General features: G+C 34.9%; 12 protein-coding genes and 1 tRNA gene. 3 read left to right on the plus strand and 10 right to left on the minus strand.

Features of this window, described 5'->3' with window-relative positions; genetic code table 11:
* Positions 1 to 112: 112 nt before the first annotated feature.
* The 7 genes from uxuA to EV144_RS07330 all read right to left on the minus strand — a co-directional run bounded on the left by uxuA (position 113) and on the right by EV144_RS07330 (position 7,648).
* Entirely contained in the window at positions 113 to 1,276 is a 1,164-nt protein-coding gene (uxuA, locus tag EV144_RS07300; RefSeq protein ID WP_134147580.1) for a mannonate dehydratase, read from the minus strand.
* A 129-nt stretch (positions 1,277 to 1,405) separates the two neighbouring features.
* Positions 1,406 to 2,143, minus strand: coding sequence for an SDR family NAD(P)-dependent oxidoreductase (locus EV144_RS07305; RefSeq protein WP_134147471.1), 738 nt, complete (start codon positions 2,141 to 2,143; stop codon positions 1,406 to 1,408).
* Positions 2,144 to 2,159: 16 nt separating this feature from the next.
* On the minus strand, positions 2,160 to 4,322 hold the full coding sequence (locus EV144_RS07310) for an alpha-glucuronidase family glycosyl hydrolase (protein WP_134147473.1): 2,163 nt from the start codon (positions 4,320 to 4,322) through the stop codon (positions 2,160 to 2,162).
* A gap of 256 nt (positions 4,323 to 4,578) precedes the next feature.
* A complete protein-coding gene (locus EV144_RS07315; protein WP_134147475.1) occupies positions 4,579 to 5,127 on the minus strand; it encodes a YbhB/YbcL family Raf kinase inhibitor-like protein in 549 nt (182 codons plus the stop codon).
* Positions 5,128 to 5,206: 79 nt separating this feature from the next.
* Entirely contained in the window at positions 5,207 to 6,052 is an 846-nt protein-coding gene (locus tag EV144_RS07320; RefSeq protein ID WP_134147477.1) for a helix-turn-helix domain-containing protein, read from the minus strand.
* Positions 6,053 to 6,112: 60 nt separating this feature from the next.
* Entirely contained in the window at positions 6,113 to 7,141 is a 1,029-nt protein-coding gene (locus tag EV144_RS07325; protein ID WP_134147479.1) for a LacI family DNA-binding transcriptional regulator, read from the minus strand.
* A 69-nt stretch (positions 7,142 to 7,210) separates the two neighbouring features.
* Positions 7,211 to 7,648, minus strand: coding sequence for a PepSY-like domain-containing protein (locus EV144_RS07330; RefSeq protein ID WP_134147481.1), 438 nt, complete (start codon positions 7,646 to 7,648; stop codon positions 7,211 to 7,213).
* Positions 7,649 to 7,942: 294 nt separating this feature from the next.
* On the opposite strand from EV144_RS07330, the gene EV144_RS07335 reads away from it, so the two are divergent.
* Both EV144_RS07335 and EV144_RS07340 read left to right on the plus strand, forming a co-directional pair.
* Positions 7,943 to 10,141 carry a sensor histidine kinase gene (locus EV144_RS07335; protein ID WP_134147483.1) on the plus strand — a complete coding sequence of 733 codons (2,199 nt, stop codon included), beginning with the start codon at positions 7,943 to 7,945 and terminating at the stop codon, positions 10,139 to 10,141.
* Positions 10,142 to 10,163: 22 nt separating this feature from the next.
* Positions 10,164 to 10,808, plus strand: a complete 645-nt coding sequence (locus EV144_RS07340) for a response regulator (RefSeq protein WP_243854633.1) — start codon at positions 10,164 to 10,166, stop codon at positions 10,806 to 10,808.
* Between the two features lies 1 nt (position 10,809).
* On the opposite strand, the gene EV144_RS07345 is transcribed toward EV144_RS07340, so the two are convergent.
* Entirely contained in the window at positions 10,810 to 11,724 is a 915-nt protein-coding gene (locus EV144_RS07345; protein WP_134147485.1) for a type IX secretion system membrane protein PorP/SprF, read from the minus strand.
* 3 nt (positions 11,725 to 11,727) lie between these two features.
* Positions 11,728 to 18,339: an HYR domain-containing protein gene (locus EV144_RS07350; protein WP_134147487.1), complete on the minus strand. Its 6,612-nt coding sequence runs from the start codon at positions 18,337 to 18,339 to the stop codon at positions 11,728 to 11,730.
* 212 nt (positions 18,340 to 18,551) lie between these two features.
* Between EV144_RS07350 and EV144_RS07355 the strand changes: the two genes are divergently transcribed.
* A complete protein-coding gene (locus EV144_RS07355; protein WP_134147489.1) occupies positions 18,552 to 19,571 on the plus strand; it encodes a proline iminopeptidase-family hydrolase in 1,020 nt (339 codons plus the stop codon).
* Between the two features lie 38 nt (positions 19,572 to 19,609).
* On the opposite strand, the gene EV144_RS07360 is transcribed toward EV144_RS07355, so the two are convergent.
* Positions 19,610 to 19,695: transfer RNA gene (locus tag EV144_RS07360), tRNA-Leu, on the minus strand.
* Positions 19,696 to 19,699: the final 4 nt, after the last annotated feature.

Consider the following 19,699-nt stretch of genomic DNA (forward strand, 5'->3'; position numbering starts at 1 on the left):
GCAAAGTCGCTGAGTCGCAAAGCTGTTTTTCTTAAGTCTTTTTAATTAAACTTTGCATCTCTGCGTCTTTGCGAGAAACTTTCGTCAGATTAAAAAACTTTAAACAAATGCTTTACAAATTCAATTTATAAGCAATTCCCATTTCTAAACCTCTTAATTCGGCGAGACCTTTTAATCTTCCAACAAGAGAATATCCGGGATAGGTTTCTTTTTCTTCATCAACTGCATGCAGAAATCCGTGATCCGGGCGCATTGGCAGGCTAACTTTTGTTTTATTCATCAATAAAAGCAATTTTTCTACAATCGCTCCCATATTGGCGTCTCCATTTAAATGTTCTGATTCCCTAAAAATGGTTTCGCTTTCGCGGAAGGTATTTCTAAGGTGCAAAAAATGAATTCTGTCATCGCAATCCTCAATAATTTTCTCCAGATTATTGTTTGGATCTGCGCTTAACGAACCGGTGCAATAACAAAGTCCATTTGCTTTTAACGGAACAGCTTCAAAAATCGCCTTAATATCTTCTTCTGTCGAAACAATTCGCGGTAATCCTAAAACCGAAAACGGCGGATCGTCTGGATGAATCGCCAACTTAGAACCCAATCTTTCTGCAACCGGAGCTACTTCTGCTAAAAAATAAATCAGGTTTTCTCTTAGTTTTACATTGTCTATTTCGGCATAATTATCTAATAGAGAAAGAATTTGTTCTGCCGTAAAATTTATTTTACTTCCCGGAAGTCCTAATAATACATTTTTAAAAAGCAGTTCTTTTTCTGAAGCCGAAAGTGTATTGCCAAATTCCAGTGCTTTTTGTTTCTCAATTTCAGAATAATCATTTTCTGAGTTGGGTCTCTTCAATAAAAAAACATCAAAAAAAGTAAACGCTTCCTGATTGTATAACAGTGCTTTGCTCCCGTCTGGATTGATAAAATTATGATCGGTTCGAACCCAGTCTAAAATGGGCATAAAATTATATGTGATAATTTTGAGCCCGCATTCGGCTAGGTTTTTTAAACTTATTTTATAATTTTCAATGTACTGCAGATAATTTCCGGCTGCTCTTTTTATTTCTTCGTGTACGGGAAGACTTTCTACAACTGTCCATTCTAAACCTGCATTTTTTATAGTTTCCTGTCTGGTTTTTATTTCTTCAATCGTCCAGATTTCTCCAACGGGAATATGGTGCAAAGCGGTTACAATTCCTGTTGCTCCTGCTTGTTTGATATCGATTAAATTTACGCTGTCGTTTGGGCCGAACCAACGCATTGTTTGCTGCATTTTTATCATACTCACTCTTTTTTTAATCTCGCAAAGGCGCAGAGTCGCAAAGTTTTCTTTTAAGTCTTTATAAATAAAACTTTGCGCCTTCGCTACTTTACGGGCAATTTTCTTCGTTAATTTTTACAATTAAAAACCGATGCTGTTTCCTCCATCAACAGGTAAAACCGTACCTGTAGTATATTTTGATTCCCTTAACGCAAAATAATAAACTGCATCTGCAATATCCGAAGGTTCTCCCAGAAAACCCATTGGCGTTCTCGAAAGTACTTTATTTTTTCTTTCGGGATCGTTATCCAAAGCTGCCGCCGACATTTTGGTTTTGATAAAACCCGGAGCAACACAATTTACTCTAATTCCGGCTGGTGCTAATTCTGTTGCCATTGCGCGCGTCATAGATTCGATAGCGCCTTTGCTCGCAGAATACGCAATTACTTTTGGGATTCCGTATTGTGAAGCCATCGAGCTGATGTTTACAATACTGCCTCTCCCGTTTTCTTTCATGTTTTTAATCACTTCTCTGCTTACTGCAAAAACGCTTAATAAATTGGTATGAATTATCGAAAGAAAATCTTCATCGGTTACGTCCGGAATTTCTTTTTTCATGTTGATTCCAGCATTGTTTACCAAAATATCAATGGGTCCTTTTTGAGTTAAGTTTGCAATCATAGCCGGAATTCCCGCCAAATCATTCAAATCAAATATCACCGGAATTGCATTTGCTCCAATTTCTTTACAAGCATCTTCTGTTTTATCTTTTGATCTTCCTATAATGTAAGTTGTGATTCCGTTATCACAAAATTTTTTTGCTGTTGCAAAACCCAAACCTGAGTTTCCTCCTGTTACAATTGCGGTTTTTGTACTCATAATTTTATTTGTATAATTAATTTCCCGGTGCAAATGGAAATTTTAAAGATTGAAAATATTCTAAAGTCTGCGTTGGTTTTTCTACTCCTGAGGGTAATTCTTTACCTGAAAATTGTTGAAAATAAAGCAAACACGCATCACGCCACCATTTTGCTTCTTGATATTGAATATTCAGCAGCATCTTCACTTCTTTAAAACGCTCGCTGTCAACATATTTTTCGGTTTTGTTCCAAGTTTCCTGCATCGCTTTTACTTGGTTTACCCCTTCTTGGTATTTTAGCGCCATTCCGTCCCAAAGGTTATGTCCGTTTTTAAGTTTATAATCCCAGGAAACATGATGAAACCACAATAAATCTTTTTCTGGACAAGTTTCTAAGTTATCAAAAATATGGGCTGCTTCGGGCGCATATTGTGCCACGGCATTTGTTCCCGTTTTAGATCTGTCGAAACCAATTCCGTTTTTATCCGCTTTATGATAATATACCGGATTCCATTCTGGTCTTGATAAATTGCTTACCCACGGTCCCGGGCCGTAATGATGTCCGGTATCCATAATATGATGCAAACCCAAAGGTGTCATGTAGTTAACGACTGCTTCGCGTGAATCGATCATCATTTGTTTTATTGGTCGAATAAAATTTTCATCAGTAGAAAAAGTACATTTTAACCATTCATCTGCGATGGTTTCTGCGTCTAAATACGGATTCCATGCCAGTCTTCCGAAACCGTACCAATTGGCTTGCGCAAAAGGATGTCCCGTCCAGTTTATGTCATTTCCAATGTTAGCAACACCTGCAATTCCGGTGATTTTATTTTTATATAAAGAACCGTCAATAACTTTTGCAACGGTAGAACCTTTTCCTCTTTGAAATGTATCTGATTCTAAAACTTCCTGAAATAATTTTGGAAGAAAAACCAAATGCGTGCTAAAACCTAAATATTCCTGCGTAATCTGAAATTCCATCATTAAAGGCGTTTTTGGCATTGCTCCAAATAACGGATGAAATGGTTCTCTTGGCTGAAAATCAATCGCTCCATTTTTTACCTGAACGATTACATTTTCTTTAAATTTTCCGTCATACGGCTGAAATTCTGCGTAAGCTTGTTTCGCGCGGTCGTTGGCATCGTGTTCAGAATATACAAACGCTCTCCACATGATTACGCCACCAAAAGGCGCTACAGCATCTGCAAGCATATTGGCTCCGTCTACGTGATCTCTGTTGTAATTCTGCGGGCCGGGCTGCCCTTCAGAATTTGCTTTTACCAAGAAACCTCCAAAATCTGGGATTCTTTTGTAGATTGCTGCCGTTTTTTCTTTCCACCAATTTATTACGTCTGCGTCTTTTGGATCTGCGGTTTTTAAACCTCCAATTTCTATTGGCGCAGAAAATCTTGCTGTTAGATAAACTTTTATTCCGTAAGGTCTAAAAACATTCGCTAAAGCCTCAACTTTTTCTAAATATTGTGGTGTCAGGATCAGCGCGTTTGCATTTACGTTTGTTAAAACAGTTCCGTTAATTCCAATTGAAGCGTTTGCTCTGGCGTAATCAATATAACGCTGGTCTATAAAATCCGGAAGTTTCTGCCAGTTCCATAACGAAAATCCCGCGTAACCTCTTTCTACGGTTCTGTCCAGATTATCCCAATGATTTAATATTCTGATGTTCGTTTTTGGCGAATCGATTGTATTTAAATTTTCAATGGATTTATTGGTCTGGATCAATCTTAAAAAACTATAAACGCCGTACAAAACCCCAACGTCTTTTTTCCCACTGATTAAAATGTGTTTTCTGTTTTTTATTGAAATGGATTTAAGAATAAAACCTTCGTCATTTATTTGATTAAAATCTATTTGTGCCGCTTTTAAAATTTCTGAATTTAAAGAAGTCTGCGAACCAATAATTATGGAAGATTGATCTAATTTTGATTTAACCGATATTGTAGTTCCAACCATATCAGTCAAAGCTGTTTGTAATTCTTTAGATGAAATAGCTGTAGTTTCAGAATTTCCAAAAGAAACGATTCCCTGAATTTCAGAAAGGTATTTTGTTCTTAAATTATGGTCTGTAATTTTATCGTATTGAAGCCATAATTTATAATCCTTTTGAGCCGATGCCGTAAGGGAAATTATAAACATTAAAAGCGTCAATGATAAAAAATTCTTTCTTTTATTCTTCATACTTAATTTAAATCAATCAGAAATATTTTCATTCTCTTATCTTCATAAGTTTTAGATTTAGACAAAACTATTTAATAAAATTCTATCTAAAAAATTGCATTATTCAAAATAAAACAACAATTGCAATCGGTTGCGTAAAAATATAGTATTGTATTAGAAGAAAAAAATTTTAGCTCATTTATTTTTATAAAAAAAGCAGGATACATTAAAATGCATCCTGCTTTTTATTCCAACAATTAAAAAATAATTATGTGTTTTATCTTTTGTAATAGGCAACAATACTGGCTTTTGCCAAAGTCTGGTTCCACAAATTAAAACCAACAATTGCCGGATTTGTATTTTCATCAACTCCTAACTTATCGGTTTTTAAAGCGTAAACGGTTATTAGATATTGATGAAATCCGTGTCCTTGTGGCGGACATGGGCCTCCGTAACCTTTTATTCCGTAATCTGTAATACTTTGTACTGCACCTTTGGGAATCAAATTGCTTTTTACCGTTCCTGCATTTGCAACTAACTCGTTTACGTTTGCCGGAATATCAAAAACTACCCAGTGCCAGAATCCGCTTCCTGTTGGGGCATCTGGATCGTACATGGTTATGGCAAAACTTTTTGTTCCTTCGGGAACGTTTTTCCACAATAATTCTGGGGATTGATTGTCTCCAGAACAGCCAAATCCGCCAAATTCATTAATTTTAGAAGCTTCTCCTCCTAAATCTTTACTGGTTAGTGTAAATGTTTTTTGTCCAAAAATTGAAGTTGAAAAAATCAAGGACACGATCAAAATTAAACTTACATTTTTCATTTTATCTGGTTTTAAATTTAAAGCAAATTTAAATTTGAGACCAAAAAAATAAGTTTAGATAAAGGATCAAAAAGTGTTGCTAAAAGTTCAAATCTTTTACGTGCTGCTTTGGCGTAACGCCGTATTTGGTTTTGTAGGCCTGACTAAAGCTGGATAAGTTTTCGTAACCAATTTCAAAATAAACTTCAGAAGGTTTCATTTCCTGATTTAATAGATAATGAGCGTGTTCCAGTCTTTTGTTTTGAAACCATTTTATCGGCGATTCTGAATAGTGTTTTTCAAATTCTCTTTTAAATGTCGACACACTCATATTGCACAAAAACGCGAGTTCTTTTAAAGTTAACTTGCTCAGACTACTGTTTTTTTCAATTGTCCGAATGAATTTTTGCGCTGTATTGTCGTTTTTTTCAATTAAAGAATACAGAAAATCAGTTCCCCATTTATCTGTTAGATACAGCATTAATTCATCAAACTTAACTTCTAAAAGTTTTCTTTGAGTCTCTTTTGAAAGTTTAGAAATATCAACGAGACTGTTTACAAAACGCGTTAGAAATTCATCATAATCAAAAGCGTGTACCGATTTATATTCTGCAGTTTCGGTTTTTTGTGGTTCCATTTTTCTAATGAAATTCAAAACCATTTCATTGGTAAAAAACAAAAGCACACTTCTGTAATTTGATGTTTCAGAGAATCTTTCTGTCATAAGACTGTTTCCTGATCTCATCATTACAAAACTGGACGCATTTATAGACACGACGTTATTATCAAAAATAACTTCTTTTTTTCCTTCGATAAGAAAGCTGATTATGTTTTGATTTAGAACAATCTGCTGTTTCAGAATTTCTTTAGAACTGTAGTAATCTACAACCTGAACATGGTGTGATTTTTCTAAATTTAGTTCGTCTGGAAGTGTAATTATTCTCATAAGTATTTATTCTTCAAACATTAAAAATGATAAAGAATATATTTGTTGTGTTATACTATTTTACTTTTTTGAAGATTCGCGTGCGAGTACTTCTGTATTTAAAAAAGTAATTTCTTTGGCATCATCATTTTTAGCCGATTTCAGATTTTTGATGATAATTTCTGCCGCCGCTTTTCCCATTTTTTCGGCTGGGTGTGTTATTGTAGAAAGATTTGGATCTATGATTTGCGAAATCGGGTCGTTATTAAAACCAATTACTTTTAATTCTTCAGGTACTTTTATACCGCGTTTTTTTGCTGTTTGTACGGCACTTACTGCGATAATATCTCCAGGCGCAAAAAGTCCGTCCGGAATAGGATCTAAATCAAATAATTGATTGCTTGCTATTACACCGTCTTCGTATGTAACTGATTTTAAGTTGATGATTAATTCTTCGTCTTCCGGAAGATTATGATCTTTTAAGGCTTGAACGTAACCTCTTTTTCTTTCGCTGTACAAATTTCCTAATTCAGATCCGGCGGTAAGGTGTGCAATTCTAATACAACCTTGTTCGATAAGGTGTTTCGTCGCTTTATAACCTGCTGAATAATTATCAATAACAACTCTAAACGTGTTGTAATCTTTTGGAACCCTGTCTACAAATACAAGCGGAATATTATTATTTGAAAACTGATGAAAATGCGCCGTATCTCTGGTCTCCATTGCCAGTGAACAAATTACGCCACTTACACGATTGCTGTATAAGGACTTAGCCATATTTACTTCTTCAAAATACGAGTCATGCGACTGCATAATAATGACAGTGTAATCCGATTTTTGAGCTGTAATTTCGATACCGCTAATTAAGGAAGATAAAAAAGGCTGTGTTACGGTTGGAATTAAAACACCAATGGTTTTGGTTTTGTTACCGCGCAGACCGGCTGCTAAAGTGTTGGGAACAAATCCCATTTCTTCGGCAGTTTTTTTTACTTTTTTTATCGTTTTATCACTTATCGTGTGATGATCTTTTAAGGCTCTCGAAATCGTAGATGTAGCCAAATTCAGCCTTTCTGCAATATCGTAAATCGTTACGTGTTTATTTTCTTCCATTGCAATAGATAATAGGAACTGTAAATATAAACTTTTTTGCGACAAGATGATATTTGGCTTCTTTTTTCCTTATTTGTCTTTCTTGTCTTTTAGGATTTTCCCATCTTTAGTAAACTCTAAATCAATATTATTGGTTAGGTCAACATCCAGATCTTTATGCCCGTAATCAATATGTATAATTTTTTCTTTTGGATGATTTTTGGCTACATAATCTTTTATCTCCTGCGGAATAAATGCCGTGGGAATTGGCTTGTCTCCGCCATCAACTTCACGGTACGAACCGTCTTTCCAGAATTCAACTTCGGTGCCGTCTTTTAGTTTTACTTCGTATCCTTTTTCGCCGTGTTCTGCATCTTTTTTTACGGTTTCTACTGCCACATTATTAAAATGTTTTTTTAGAAAATCTTGTGCGGGTTGTGGCAATTCTGTAATTGCAATTTTCTTTTGCGCGTTTGTCGTTATTGCAAATCCGAGCAATAAAGCGACTAGTATTATTTTTGTTTTCATGATTCCTTTGATTTAATTTATCTAACTAATTTACAGCTAGTTAAAATCATTTCAAATCAATTTAAGAAATCTTTAATTTTTATGAGGTATATTTTGACAATTTAGAAACCTGAAATTGTTTTATCGAAATCGTTATATCACAACTTCTTTCAAAAAACTTAATTAAAAACACATCACTTTAACACTTTTGTAGTATTTTTAACCCCTCAAGCTAAAAAACTTGATTCTTTTAAATCCCAAATTTACAAGACTTTAACTTTGCTCAGCTTTTTATTTGAGTACAAAAACAAACTTATGGCAGGCAGTTTTAGAACGCTTCTTTTATTGATGTTCTTATTTTTATCTTTTGGTATGCAGGCGCAGATTGAAAATAAAAAGAAGGTTCTTATTGCCAAAAATCCTGCAGAAATCAGGGAAGAAAAAAACATTAAAACGCTGTATTCTTTATATAATAACGGCGACGAAAAAACGGCGTATAAAAAAGCGCATTCTCTATTAAAATCTACCAAAAATAATCGTTCTATTGCTTGTGCCGATTTGCTTCTGGCGTATTATTTTAATAAAAGATCGGTTATTGATTCTTCGATTTATTTTACCAATCAGGCTTTACGTTTCAATACGGTTGTCAACGATTCGCTAAAAAACAGGCTTTTTTCTTTGGGGTACAATATTCTTGCGATTAATTATAAGAAAAAAGGTTTGCTGAATGAAAGCAAAAAATGGCATATTAAAGGGATTCAGGTTTCTCAAAAATACAACGAAAAAAATCTTTTTTATACGCATACGCATGGTCTGGCTGTTGCTTACAGCGGATTGGGCGATTATGCTAATGCTTTAAAATTATTTAAACAATGTCTTGAATATAAAGAAGATGAAGAAATTGTTTTGGGAAGCTGCATTAATATTGGTGATATTTATTCTGAATTGAAGGAATATGATAATGCCAATTTATATTATAAAAAAGGAAAAATACTTTGCGATAAATCAAATAATTATCAAGGAAAAACGGCTATTTTAATGGGGCTTGGCGCGAATTATCAACTTCAAAATAAAAATCAGGAAGCGCTGAAAGCATATCAGGAAGCGGTTGTGATTGCTGATAAATATGAATTGAACCAAAACGCGATTATTGCACGCGGGAATATTGGCGATGTTTATATTGATCTTAAAAAATATAATGAAGCGAAAGTTATTTTGTCTGAGGCTTTGCAGAAAGCGGTAAGTTTTGGTCTACTGCAGAATCAGGTTTATCTTTATGATGAATTAAAAAAGATAGCTGTAGCGCAGGAGGATTATAAAAACGCGTATTCTTATTTTGGAAAGGCTTCTAAGCTTAAAGATTCTATCAATAAACTTCAGAAAATAAAGGAAATTAATGAGCTTGAAGTGAAATATCAAACGGCTCAAAAACAAAAGGAAATTGAGGTTTTGCAGTTTGAAAATGCGGCTAGAAAACTGACTTTGGAGAATCAGGAAGAGGCGATAAAAAATATGCTTCTTCAGGAGGAAATTTCGAAGAAAACGAATGAAAATACGATTTTGTCGTTTCAGAATGCTTCGAATAAAAAACGAAATGAAATTTCTCTTTTAAAGAAAGATCAGCAGTTAAAAGCGTTAGAAATCAATCAACAGAAGAAAACGAGAATGTTTACAATTCTTGGTTTCTTGATTTTTCTGATTCCGATAATTGGGCTTCTTTTTCAATATTACAAACGTCTTAAGGCGCAGCGTCTATTGAATATAAAACAAGTCGAGATCAGTTCTCAAAAAATTGACGGGATTCTGAAAGATCAGGAATTAATGCTTATTAAGGCTTCTGTAGACGGTCAGGATAAGGAACGTGAACGTATTTCGCAGGAATTGCATGATAGTATTGGCGGTAATCTGGCGGCGATAAAATTGCAGTTAAATCATTTGGCGGATTCTAAATTTCCGAATATCCACAAGATTAGTTTACAACTTGACGAAACGTATCAGCAGGTTCGAAATTTATCGCATACTTTGCTTCCGAAGAAATTCAGCCACAATAAATTTTCTGAGGTTTTAGAATCATATTTGAATAATATTAGTGAAGCGAGCCGTCTTAAAATTACTTTTTTAACTTATCCTAAAAAGGAAATTAATGAGATGGATGAAGATATTCAAATTGAAACTTTTAAGGTTATTCAGGAACTGCTTACGAATACTATTAAGCACGCAAAGGCATCGGAAATTGAGGTTCAATTAAACCTGATTGACAATATTTTGAATGTTTTATTTGAAGATAACGGCGTTGGTTTTGATGCTGATAATCAGACCAAAGGAATTGGCTTTATTAATCTGGAAACAAGAATTAATAAACTGAATGGTTCTTTTTTAATTGATTCTAAACTGGGAAGAGGAACGATTGCCAATATTGAAATTCCTGTTGAAGAGAAAGCCCCAAAATCTAAACATAATAGAAAAGGAATTGATTTGAAAGAACAGCTTGATGAATTGAAAAGCAGTTTTTAAATTTGTTCTTTAATGAATATAAATGATGAATAAAATAAATCTTCTTATTGCCGACGATCATACGATGTTTCTTCAGGGGCTTATTTCGCTGTTGGAACAGGAACCTAATATTACGATTGTTGACAAGGCAGTAAACGGAATTGAGGCGCTTGAAATTGTAAAAAAAGGGGTTGTTGATTTTATTATTCTGGATATCAGCATGCCGGAAATGGATGGTATTGAGCTGAGTAAAATTCTAAAAAAACAATATCCGAATGTCAAAATACTTGTGGTGAGCACGCACAGCAACGTGATGCTTATTTCGAGATTGATCCGAATTGGTGTAAATGGCTATTTACTTAAAAATGCCGAAAAATCAGAATTGTTGAAAGCGATAAATACGATTGCTGCGGGCGAGAATTATTTTGCTGAAGAATTGGAAGAAAAGCATATTCTGAATAGTTCTAAAATTGAAAAACAGGTTTCGAATTTAACGGAATTGAGTTCGCGCGAAAAGGAGATTTTGGTTTTGATTGCGCTTGAATTTAATACTGCTGAAATTGCCGAAAAAACTTTCATCAGTCTGAATACGGTAAACACGCACCGCCGTAATTTATTGTCTAAACTGAATGCAAAAAATACGGCAGGCCTTGTAAAATATGCTGTTGAAAATGGTTTGGTCGATTGATTTATTCGAATCCATTTCCTAATCTGTAATTTAAAACTAACCCAACAGTGTCTGGAATTACGACATTGTCTAAGGATTTATTGTAAGTGCAGATTACTCTTAAATTGTTTGATAAATGAAATCCGGCTAAAAAATTTATCGTTTTTGAAGTTCTGTAACCGCCTCCAAATTCGAGTATGTTTTTATAATTTACTAAGAGATTAAAATCGGCCTGAAATGGCGCGCCTTCTGTATATTTTAATAATATACTTGGGTTTATGAGAACATCTTCAAACCGATCTGTAAATACACGATATCCGAAATAGCTGTAATAAACGTTTTCTAAATTGGTATTGTTTTTTTTATTGAATGTTGTGCTCAATACATTTGGCGCTGATAATCCAAAGTATATTTTGTCACGGTTGTATAAAAATCCCAATCCAAAAGTAGGTGTAAAACTGTGAACATTTTCTTGAAATTCGGGATCGTTTTCGAGACTCAATTGTGTTAAGTTTTCATTGTAAATCATGGCTCCGGCGGTTACCCCAAACGAAATAACATTAGGATCGTATGCCCACCATTTTCCGTATTTGTATTCTGAATCGTAAAAGATTTTATACGAATAGGAAGCGAAGAAATTTGTTGTATTGGTTACTCCTATTTCGTCATGAGAAATTCCGGCTGCCAAACCTACATTTTCTGACCAGGTTAAAGTATTTAGAGATATATCAAAGTTTTTCGGACTTCCTTCTACTGAATTAAAATATCCATTTGTTGTAAGTGCAATATCTGTGTCTGCGTAATAGCCTGCGTGTGCGGGATTTATTAATACTGCATTGTAATTGTAACTGGAAAAAACGGGTGTCTGCTGTCCGTAAACTCCATCGATAAAAATGATTATAATGAGAGCTGTCAGGATATTTATTTTATTTTTCATGAATTAACGTTTTAAAACAAGGTATCCCTTGAGTTTTTTAAAATGATGAGGCTGATTTACACGGATTTCAAAGAAATAAGTTCCTTCCGGAAGCTGATTTGCTCCAAGATTTCTGCTTCTGTTGGCAGTTCCGTTAAATACATTGGTTGTATTATTGTAACCTTGAGTTTGGTAAACCAAATCTCCCCAACGGCTGTAAATCAACACTTCATTGTTTGGATATTGGGTAATATCATCTATTTCCCAGACATCGTTTATGCCATCATTATTGGGCGAAAAACCGTATTTGGTTTCGTCTTTGTCTAATGGCAATACGTTAATTGTAACTGAATCTTCGGTTTCGCAGCCGTCTTCATTTTTAAAAATTACGGTGTATGTTGTGGTTTCTAAAGGCGATGCAATTGGGTTTGAGATTTTACTATTGTTTAATCCTAAAATTGGCATCCATTTGTATGAGCCTTTTTCTAATGAAATTGCCTCAAGTTGTACCGTTTGTCCTTCTGTTATTTGTTCATCATCGCCAGCATCGACCATTACTGGATTTGTATTAAGCTGAAAATTGCAAAAGGTACTGTTGTTGTATTTATCTGAAACGGTAATTTTTATTGTCATTCCTTCCTGATACGTACTTCCTGCAACTGGATTTTGAATGATTTTTGGGTTTGGATCTGTATTGTCTGTCGCAAAAATCATTTTGGTATAATCTGGAATTACTTTGGTATTACAAGAAAGTAATTGATCTGTTATACAGGTAAATGCAGGCGCTTGTGTATCTGCGGTAACGTGAATTACAAAGGAACAAGAAGCAGAATTTCCGCTGTTGTCTGCCGTATTCATTGTTACGCTCATTCCGTCAATAATTGATGATCCTGCAACCGGATTTTGAGTTACGGTTAAATTAGAATCGCAATTGTCTGTTACGGTTATCAACGTGCGATAATCTGGTAATACAGCACCTATTGCCAGGTTTTGATCTGTAATACAGGTTATTGACGGCGCTGTAACATCCGCGGAAGCGTTAATTATAAAACTGCATGGTGTACTGTTGTTAGAGTTGTCTTTGGCTGTGATTGTTACGGTCATTCCGTCAACAAAAACACTTCCCGCAGTTGGACTTTGCGTAATTACCGGATTGGCATCGCAATTATCTACAGCTGTAACTAAAGGCGTATAATCTGGTATTATACTGCCACAAGATAATATTTGATTCCCAATACAAGTGAGTACTGGCGCGGTCACATCTGCGGAGGTGTTTACTTTAAAACTGCAAATTGAACTATTGTTTGAAACATCTTTTGCTGTTATTGTGATCGTCATTCCGTCTGTAAGTGCTGTTCCCGGAATTGGATTTTGAGTTAAAGTTGGTGTTGCATCACAATTGTCTGTTACGGAAATTAATGTTGTGTAATCTGGAATTGTACTTCCACATGATAATGTTTGATCTCCAATACAGGTAATTACTGGTTTTGTAACATCCGCGGAAGCGTTAACTTTAAAACTACAAGTTTCATAGTTTGCTGATGCATCTGTAGCAGTTATTGTTACGGTCATTCCGTCTGTAAAAGCAGATCCTGCTATTGGATTTTGAGTTACAATTGGCGAAGCATCGCAATTGTCTGTTACTGAAACTAAAGTTCTATAATCTGGAATTGTATTGCCGCATGAAAGCGATTGATCTCCAATACAAGTAATGACTGGCTTTACAACATCAGCGGAAGCGTTAATTTTAAAACTGCAATCTGTATAATTTGTTGACGCGTCTGTAGCTGTTATTGTTACGGTCATTCCATTTGTAAAAGTAGTTCCGGCAATTGGGTTCTGCGTTAGAATTGGTGAAGCATCACAATTGTCTGTTACTGAAATTAAAGTTCTGTAATCTGGAATCACTGCACCACAAGATAATGTTTGATCTCCGATACAGGTAATTATTGGTTTTGTAACATCCGTGGAAGCGTTAATTTTAAAATTACAAACTGCATAATTTGTTGATGCGTCTGTTGCGGTTATTGTTACGGTCATTCCGTCTGTAAAAGCAGTTCCTGCAATCGGATTTTGAGTTATAATTGGTGAAGCATCGCAATTGTCTGTTACTGAAACTAAAGTTCTATAATCTGGAATTACTGCGCCACAAGATAATGTCTGATCTCCAATACAGCTAATTACTGGTTTTGTAACATCCGCGGAAGCGTTAACTTTAAAACTACACGTTGCATAATTTGCTGTTGCATCTGTAGCGGTTATTGTTACCGTCATTCCGTCTACAAAAGCAGTTCCTACAATCGGATTTTGAGTTAGAACTGGCGAAGCATCGCAATTGTCTGTTACTGTAACTAAAGTTCTATAATCTGGAATTGCATTGCCACATGCAAGCGTTTGGTCTCCTATACAGGCAATTACTGGTTTTATATTGTCTACAGCTGCATTTACGATAAAACTGCAATTGGAGTAATTAGTCGATACATCTGTGGCTGTAAAGGTTACTGTCATTCCTGGAACAAAAGCACTTCCGCCTACAGGATTTTGGGTTATTGTTACTGCTCCTGCACAATTATCTGTTGCAGAAATGAGGTTTCTATAATCTGGTAAAAGAGCGCCACAAGCTAAAGTTTGATCTCCTGCACAAGTTATTACTGGTGCTGTAAGATCTGGAGTCGCGTTATGAACTGTAAAATTACAATTGGCGTAATTTCCAGATTCGTCTGTATATTTTATATTGATTTGAATTCCGTCATAAAATGGAGTTCCGGGCACTGGTGTAATTTCGTAATGAACATTTTCGTTGCAATTATCGGCCAGATTCATCATTGGATCTATGGCATAATTTGGAATTAAATCGCCGCAATTTAATGTAACATTTGTTGGGCAGGTAAACGTTGGCGCTTCTGTATCTGCACCCGATGCGTGGACTGTAATACTGCAATGGCTTTCGTTTCCGGCATCATCTTTTGCTGTAAAATCAATCTTCATTCCGTCAAAAAAAGTAGAACCCGCACCCGGAAATTGCTTAACATCGATATTGGTATCGGTGTCGTCTGTTACAGTTAGTAAACTAAAATAATCTGGTATTAATGATCCGCAGGCCAATAATTGATCTCCCGGACATGTTATTACGGGCGCCACAACGTCGCCAGCAGTTGAAATAGTAAAACTACAAGTTTGGTAATTAGTGCTTGCATCTGTTGCTGTTAATGTTATGGTTTGTGTCCCGCCTGTGTAAACTGTTCCAGGAAGTGGTGTTTGAGTTCTTATGGGATTATTGTCGCAGTTATCTTTTACTGTAATTGCTGTTTTGTAATCTGGAATTATGTCTCCAATTGCTAATATTTTATTTGTCGGGCAATTGGTTATAACCGGTTTTTCTGTGTCTGGAATTACGGCTTTTCCATATATAATATATGCTTTACCAGGATCTTCGTTTACTTTTATAGATTCAAATGGAGAATAATATTTATTTGCTCCAATAATTACATCATCAAAACCATCATTATTGATATCGCCGGCAAAATTTACTGCATTGTTATAAGCATAGCTAAAGGTTATTTTAAAGCCGTCTTTTACGGTAAATGTGTTAAGATCAAAAGGACTTGTCCAGGTCGTTTTTCCGTATAAAACACAAACAGAATTACCTCCGTCTAAGAAAACATAATCATCAATTCCGTCGTTATTAAAGTCTCCAATGCTGCCAAATTTATCTCCCGAAAATCCGTTACTTATTTTAAATCCATTCGTTCCGTTAAGATTAGCTAAATCTACAGAAGCAGGCAAACCTGAAGATCCAAAAAGAATAAAATTTCTATTGAATGCAATATCATTAAATCCGTCATGATTTATATCTCCAATTTTACTTATACGCCCGTATTGTAATGATTCTGAAGAATGCTGTACAACAAAACCATTACTGCCGTTTAAGTTTGCTACGTCAAAAGTACCAGGAAATCCTGAACGTCCGTAAATAACATAATTCTTAACCCCTTCATAATTCCCTATAGCAATATCGGGAATTCCGTCTCCATTTATATCTCCTAAACCTGCTGCAGATCTTGCTACTTTATCTGTGGCAGAATTACTTGTAATCACACATCCGTTGGTACCATTTATATCTGTCCCCAACATTAGAGCTGGAAAGCTTCCATTTTTACCATATATAATGTATACCTTTTTAAAAGTACCCGCACCTGCAATTGCGATATCAGGATGACCATCATTATTAAAATCGCCAATAGTATCAATACTTTCTCCTAAAGTTTCATAATAATTTGAACCCATAAAAGTAAAACCATTGGCACCATTTAAGTCTGTTAGTAAAAATTCAGCTGGAAATCCGCTCGTTTTTCCAAATATTATATAAACAGCCCCCACTGCCCATGTAGCGCCTTTTCTAGTCGGTGAACTGAACATAAAATCATCTATTCCGTCACCGTTAAGATCTCCTGTACCAGCGGTTTTGTATCCTGTGCGGTCATCTGCTATGAGATCAATATTATCGCGAATTTTGAATCCATTTGTTCCGTTTAAGTATTTTAAATCAACAATTGGCGGAAACCCAGAAGCTTTTCCAAAAACAACATAGACGCTTCCTTTTATCATATCATTTGTGTTTCCAAAAGCTCCCGAAAATGGATATGAAGCTCCTGAGGCACTAACAATAAAATCAGTTAATCCATCTCCATTGACGTCACCAGCTTTATTAACAGCAAAACCTGTGTTTACATTTCCATTTTCCCCATAAATTACAAACCCATTAGAACCATCTAAATTTTCAACGGAATAACTTGAAGTTTTGCAAGTTGGTGAAGCGACCGGTGCCTTAACTTTTACCAAAAAAGAACATGTTGAAACATTTCCTGATAGATCTGTTACCGTGATAGAAACATTGGTGTCTGCTGTAAAAAGAGTTCCTTGAGGTGGATTTTGTACAATTGTTAAGTCAAAATTATTAATGTAAGTACAATTATCAATTAAATTAGGCAAGAAGGAAACGTAATCTGGAAGCGATGAATTGACAAAGAGCTGTTGATTTACCGGACAATCGATAGTTGGTTTTACAGCATCAATACGATCAAATGTTTCACCATAAAAAATATAGGCATTTCCTTTATCATAATCATGATCTGCATTTCTAATATATCCCAGTACAAAATCATTTTTTCCGTCTTGATTAAAGTCACCAATTCCGTCGACATCACATCCGAAGATATTGTTTGTGTAACTGTCGTAACTATCAAAAACCTGATACCCGACTGTTTTTAATATTAATTTTTCATTGATTATTCCTGTTGCGGTATTACCTCCAAACACAACATAAACAGCGCCATTATTGCTAATTCCTCTTTTAGAAGAAATTGCAATATCGTCTTTACCATCATTATTAACATCACCAAGATCATTAACATTAAATCCGAACTGACCACTAATTTTCGAGCCTTGAAAAACAACACCTGTACTTGCTGTTAGACTTTCAATTGCAAAAGTGGATGGAAACAAATTTCTACCAAAAACCACATACGCTTCACCAACTGAATAATTACCATTAAGCTGTTTTCCAGGAGCCCCGATTAAAATATCATCAATTCCATCATGATTAAAATCGCCGGCACCAGAAACAGATTTTCCAAAAATATTATATTGACCTGTATTAGTAATGATAAATCCATCTGATGGACTCAACGTTTGGATTTGAAGAAGTGAAGGAAAAACTAGATTTTTCCCAAATAAAACAATTACTCTTCCTGTATTTGAATCAGTACTCTCATCATAAGAAGGACAGCCAAATATTAAATCATCGATTCCGTCATTATTAATATCACCAGCATTTCTTGCTGTAGCGTCTAAACCTGATAATGGCTGTGTATATCCTTTAACCGTAAATCCATTAAGACCTGTTAACGAAGAAGTATTTAAATTAGCAATTGAGCCGGAACCAAAAACTACATAATAATTTGCGAGATAGCTAATATTATCTGTAATAACAATATCATCAATTCCGTCATGATTAACGTCTCCTGCAAAACTTACATCTTTAACGGAAGTTACTGTTGCGACATCCAAAGTAATAAATACTCCTTTTGAATTATCTATATCAGTACGATTGTATAACGCCTGAAAACCGGTATTTTTTCCATAAAAAACAATAGCAGTTGCTTTTGAAGACGGATCAAAATTATCACCAATAATAATATCGTCAATTCCATCATTATTAAAATCGCCGGCAGTGCTGAGCATTGAACCTAATTTTTCTTCTGCTGCAACTCCCCTAATGACAAATCCATTGGTTCCGTTTAAGGTGGAAACATCAAAAGTATCAAATGAAAAACCTGATCCCCCAAAAATCACATAAATTTCACCTACGTTTGACGTTCCACCAAAATCGGCTCCTGGAGCTCCAATCATAAGATCTGGAATTCCGTCTCCATTAATATCTCCAGCAGATTTAGTCATATATCCCAAATCATCTTGAGCTGTTTTCCCAGAAACAGAAAAACCGTTTGCTCCATCTAAAATAGATTTTGATACTTGCGGACAACCATTTTGTCCATAAGAAACAACTGCTCTTAAAAACAGAAACAAGACTAGAATAATTTGAAAATGATTTAATTTTCTGATATTATTTACCATGCTGATATACTATGTTTACACTAATTCAAAAGCGCAAAACTATGGTACACGTAAATTCTATACATCACTATAAATAATGATTTTTAAAAATAAACATCTATATTTTTTTATGATGAATAATTAGTTATAACAATATCGCATTGTAAATAAAACATTTAGGATCTATTTTAAAGTAAAAATTGTATTTTTATGAAAACCTAAATAGATAATCTATGCGTTATTTTTTCATTGTATTTGTATTTATTTTTACCGTTTCCTGTAAAAACGAAACTCAATCATCAACAATTTCAAACTATTTTACTTATGATTCTAAAGACAAAGTAGAAAGTGCGGGAGTCAGACTGATTCCTATAAAAACTCCGATAGGAGAATTTAAAGTCTGGACAAAACGATTTGGAAATAATCCAAAAATAAAAGTTTTGCTATTGCATGGCGGACCTGCAATGACTCATGAATATATGGAATGTTTTGAAACATTTTTTCAGCGTGAAGAGTTTGAATTTTATGAATATGACCAGCTTGGTTCTTATTACAGCGATCAGCCAAAAGACAGTTCGTTATGGACAATTGATCGTTTTGTAAATGAAGTAGAACAAGTTAGAAAGGCAATTGGAGCAGATAAAAATAATTTTTATGTTTTGGGAAATTCCTGGGGAGGAATACTTGCTATGGAATATGCGCTAAAACATCAACAGAATTTAAAAGGCTTGATCGTCGCAAATATGGTTGCCAGCGCCCCAGAATATGGAAAATATGCTGACGAAGTACTTGCTAAACAAATGAAACCAGAGATTTTATCAGAAATTAGAGCTTTAGAAGCTAAAAAAGATTTCGCAAACCCACGTTACATGGAATTATTGATTCCAAATTTCTATAACGAACATTTATGCAGATTAAAAGAATGGCCTGACGGATTAAATCGAGCGAGTAAACATGTAAATGGAGAAATTTATACTTTAATGCAAGGTCCAAGCGAGTTTGGAATCAGCGGACGTTTAGCTAAATGGGATATTAAAAAACGTCTTCACGAACTTGCTATTCCAACACTTATGGTTGGTGCCAAATATGACACAATGGATCCAAAAGCAATGGAAGAACAAAGTAAATTAGTTCAGAAAGGAAGATTTCTTTACTGTCCAAACGGAAGTCATTTAGCAATGTGGGATGATCAAAAGGTTTTTATGAATGGTGTAATTAAATTCATTCACGATGTTGATCAAAATAAGCTGTAAAAAAAAACTTCAATTAGCATAGCCAATTGAAGTTTTAGTACTCAGAGCGGGACTTGAACCCGCACGAACATTGCTGTTCACTGGATTTTAAGTCCAGCGTGTCTACCAATTTCACCATCCGAGCATTA

Origin of the sequence: Flavobacterium sp. 270 (genome assembly GCF_004368785.1) — a bacterium.
Classification (GTDB): Bacteria; Bacteroidota; Bacteroidia; order Flavobacteriales; family Flavobacteriaceae; genus Flavobacterium.